Origin of the sequence: uncultured Granulicatella sp. (assembly GCF_963521425.1) — a bacterium.
In the GTDB taxonomy this organism is placed as follows: Bacteria; Bacillota; Bacilli; order Lactobacillales; family Aerococcaceae; genus Granulicatella.
In genome coordinates, this window is record NZ_CAUQUN010000046.1 from 1 (window position 1) to 3844 (window position 3844).

The window sequence follows — 3844 nt, forward strand, 5'->3', positions numbered from 1 at the left end:
GGAATGAAACCAACTCGTATCACAACTGCAGAAGGAAAAGTATACGAATTAGTACCAACAGCAACTAAAGGTGACGAAACTGGTAAAGTTGTTGCTGGAGAAACTAAAGAAGTAACATACGTTTATAAAGAAGTAACTGGTGATGTAGTAGTTCACTACGTTGATACAGAAGGTAACGTAATTGCTGAAGATAAAGAAGATACTAAAGGTGCTTCTCTAAACGCTAAATACGACACAACTGACAATAAACCAGAGAAAATTGAAAAAGACGGAACTGTTTACTACTTAACAGAAAAAGCTCTTAAAGATGATTCTAAACCAGAAAATGGTACTGTTGTAGAAGGTACTACAGAAATCACTTATGTATACGAAAAAGCAGGACAAGTAGTAGTTCACTACGTAGATGAAGCTGGAAACACACTTCAAGCGGATGCTGTTGATACAAAAGATGGAAAACCAGGAGCTAAATACGATACTTCTGATAACGACATGAAACCAACTCGTATCACAATTGCAGAAGGAAAAGTATACGAATTAGTACCAGCGTCAACTAAAGGTAACGAAACTGGTGGTGTTGAAGCAGGTAAGACTACAGAAGTGACATATGTTTATAAAGAAGTTAAAGAAATCGATAAAGATAAGAAAGTTGATGAAAACAAAAACTTAACTCCAAACAACCCGGCAACACCAAGTGCGCAAGCTAAAAATGCTAAACCAGGAAAAGTAAATCCAGAAGTTGCATCAGGAAGAACTGTAGCAACTAAACAACAAGAATTACCAAATACAGGTACAGGAAATGAAGTATCAATTTTTGGTGCTGCTGCAACAGCAATTCTTGCATCTCTTGGATTATTAGTTCCAGGCAAAAAACGTGATGAAGAGTAATTAGAATACTATTTATCAGTAATTGAATAAATGATTCAAATTAAGCTCAAAATTAGCGTATCGTTAATTTTGGGCTTTTTGCCTTTGGTATAGAAAATAGTAGGTATTCATATCGAAATTGATGAAATTTTGATACAATAGATTGGGAAATAGAAAGCGGGGGATATCATGCAAATTACTAAAATTGAAGTACAGAAGAAAAAACAAAATCGTTTTAATATTTATCTTAATAATGAATTTGCCTTTGGAGTAGATGAGGATACTTTATTAAAGTTCGGATTAACAAAAGGAACCGAATTAACGCAAGATACAATCCGTGAAATTGAACAGGAAACACAGTATCAAAATGCCTATCAAAAAGCGTTGCATTTTTTAAATTTTAAACTGAGAACAGCAAAAGAAGTATATGAGAAGCTTGAAAAGTTAGAAGTGTCCGATGAAGTGATTAACCAAGTTCTACAACAATTAATGGATCATGGATTTGTCAATGATCAGTTTTATGCAGAAAGTTATGTACGAGAAAATTTTGCATTACAGAAAAAGGGGCCAAAAGCTGTAGTCTTTGAATTGAAGAAAAAAGGTGTCAATGATTCTATTATTCAAAAGGCATTAGCTGAATTTGATGAGGCAGTACAATTAGAACAGGCGATTGAAATTGCACAAAAATATGTTGATCGACAAGGAAATGCACCTGTTAAAACGGTGAAACAAAAGGTGTATGGATTTTTAATGCAAAGAGGATATGATTTGGATATCGTTCAATCGGTAATTTCGTCATTAACATTTGAAAAGCAAAAAGAAAATGAAGAAGAGTTAGTGATGAAACAAGGTGAGAGAATTTTAAGAACTTTACTTTCTAAATATGCTACGGATGATTCGCAAGTATGGTATCAATTAAAAGGAAAGTTATATCAAAAAGGGTTCAGCAGTTCTGCAATTGATGAAGCGATTGAAAAATTGAAATGGGAGAGTGAAGAATGGATTTAGAAAAATATGGAATTAAAATATGGTCTGAAGAGAAAATTGCTTCATTTCAAGAAAAATTACTAGCATGGTATGACAAAGAAAAAAGAGATTTACCATGGAGACATGCGAATAATCCGTATCATATATGGGTAAGTGAAATAATGCTTCAACAAACAAGAGTCGATACGGTAATTCCGTACTATTATCGTTTTTTAGAAACTTTCCCAACAATTGAATCTTTAGCAAATGCAAAAGAAGAAGAATTGTTAAAAGTTTGGGAAGGATTAGGGTATTATTCAAGAGTAAGAAATATGCAAAAAGCTGCCAAGCAAATTATGGAAGAATATAGTGGCATATTCCCAAATACTATGGAAGAAATTCAAACATTAAAAGGAATTGGACCGTATACAGCAGGTGCGATTGCTAGTATTGCGTTTAATTTACCAGAACCAGCAGTAGATGGAAATTTAATGCGAGTGATTAGCCGCCTATTTGAAATAGGATTAGATATTGGTAATCCATCTAATAGAAAAGTGTTTCAAGCAGTTGCGGAAAAAATTATTTCAAAAGAACGTCCAGGAGATTTTAACCAAGCATTAATGGATTTAGGGTCAGATATTGAGTCTCCAGTAACACCGCATCCTGAGGATAGTCCGGTGAAAGAATTTAGTGCAGCTTATTTAAATGGAACAATGCATTTATATCCAGTAAAGATTCCTAAGAAAAAGCCAGTTCCAATGAAGTGGCAAGCATTTGTAGTACAAAATGAAAAGGGACAGTATTTATTAGAAAAAAATACGTATGCAGATTTGCTAAGTGGATTTTGGCATTTTCCATTAATAAGAGATTATACACCAACAAGAAAACAATTGAGTTTATTAGATGAAATAGCAGAAGAAGTAGAAGAGTATCCAAATAAAAATATCCCGTTAGAAACTCAATTTGAATCGATTTATCAACTAAAGATTCAAAAAGGAAAAAAATTGAAGGGGGAAGTTAAACATATTTTTAGTCACCAAAAATGGGAAATTGAAATGACAAAATACAAAGTCCAATCAAATGGTGAAATAGAGGGTTTAAGTGATAGAGAGTTAAGATGGGTAGAATCAGAAGAGTTTTATAAAATGCCCTTTTCGAAAGTGCAAACAAAATTATGGGAGCATGTATCACAACAAGAAAATAATAATAAATAGTAGATATTCACACACGCGATGAAATGTGCTATACTACAATCGAGAATGAATGTAAAGAAAAGGGAGCTTTTCTAAAATCGATATAGAAGGTTGGACTCGTGATGCAAAATCCAAGAGAAGGAGAATTCATCACTGTCAAGAGTTATAAACATGATGGTAGTCTTCATCGTACGTGGAGAGACAGTATGGTGCTAAAAACAAGTGACCAAGCAATTATCGCTTGTAATGATCATACTTTAGTAACAGAAGCGGATGGAAGACGTTGGCTAACAAGAGAACCAGCATTATTATATTATCATAAGCATTACTGGTTTAATGTAGTAACCATGATTCGTCAAAAAGGAATATCCTACTATTGTAATCTAGCTTCTCCATATGTATTAGATAAAGAAGCGTTAAAATACATTGATTATGATTTAGATATTAAAATATTCCCGGATGGTGAAAAGAGACTATTAGATGTCGACGAATATGAACAACACCGCCGACAAATGCATTATTCAAAAGAAATTGATCAAATTTTGAAGGCGAATGTTGAGATTCTAGTCGATTGGATTAATAATAAAAAAGGTCCGTTTTCACCAGAGTATGTTGACTTATGGTATGAACGTTATTGTCAACTAACCTATCGTAAACAATAACTCAAGGTAGTGTGAGTGAGAGAGTGTTTTGAAGTGAATGCTTCAAAACACTTTTTTCGTAAAAATATAAAAAAAGTTGTAAAAAATACTTGAAAAACAATTCCAGCTATGGTAAATTATAAACACTGTTAACGAACGTTCGCATTTGAAGCGATTACG

Annotated in this window: 4 protein-coding genes; all 4 read left to right on the top strand. The window is 33.2% G+C overall.

Annotation, left to right across the window (positions count from 1 at the left end; genetic code table 11):
• A partial coding sequence (locus RWO76_RS08720) for a MucBP domain-containing protein (RefSeq protein WP_314355250.1) occupies positions 1 to 885 on the top strand: 885 nt, incomplete at its 5' end.
• Positions 886 to 1053: 168 nt separating this feature from the next.
• Positions 1054 to 1872, top strand: a complete 819-nt coding sequence (recX, locus tag RWO76_RS08725; protein WP_314355251.1) for a recombination regulator RecX — start codon at positions 1054 to 1056, stop codon at positions 1870 to 1872.
• The gene (gene mutY / locus RWO76_RS08730) at positions 1863 to 3044 is read left to right on the top strand and encodes an A/G-specific adenine glycosylase (RefSeq protein WP_314355252.1); all 1182 of its coding nucleotides are present in this window, start codon (positions 1863 to 1865) and stop codon (positions 3042 to 3044) included. The genes recX and mutY overlap by 10 nt, the downstream gene beginning before the upstream one ends.
• A gap of 101 nt (positions 3045 to 3145) precedes the next feature.
• Complete coding sequence (locus RWO76_RS08735; protein WP_020991225.1) at positions 3146 to 3685, top strand: DUF402 domain-containing protein; 540 nt, start codon at positions 3146 to 3148, stop codon at positions 3683 to 3685.
• Positions 3686 to 3844 lie beyond the last annotated feature (159 nt).

Bases quoted from the DNA above. Each gene is read 5' to 3' on its own strand.
- mutY (WP_314355252.1), top strand. From the start codon at position 1,863: ATGGATTTAGAAAAATATGGAATTAAAATATGGTCTGAAGAGAAAATT.
- recX (WP_314355251.1), top strand. From the start codon at position 1,054: ATGCAAATTACTAAAATTGAAGTACAGAAGAAAAAACAAAATCGTTTT.
- RWO76_RS08735 (WP_020991225.1), top strand. From the start codon at position 3,146: ATGCAAAATCCAAGAGAAGGAGAATTCATCACTGTCAAGAGTTATAAA.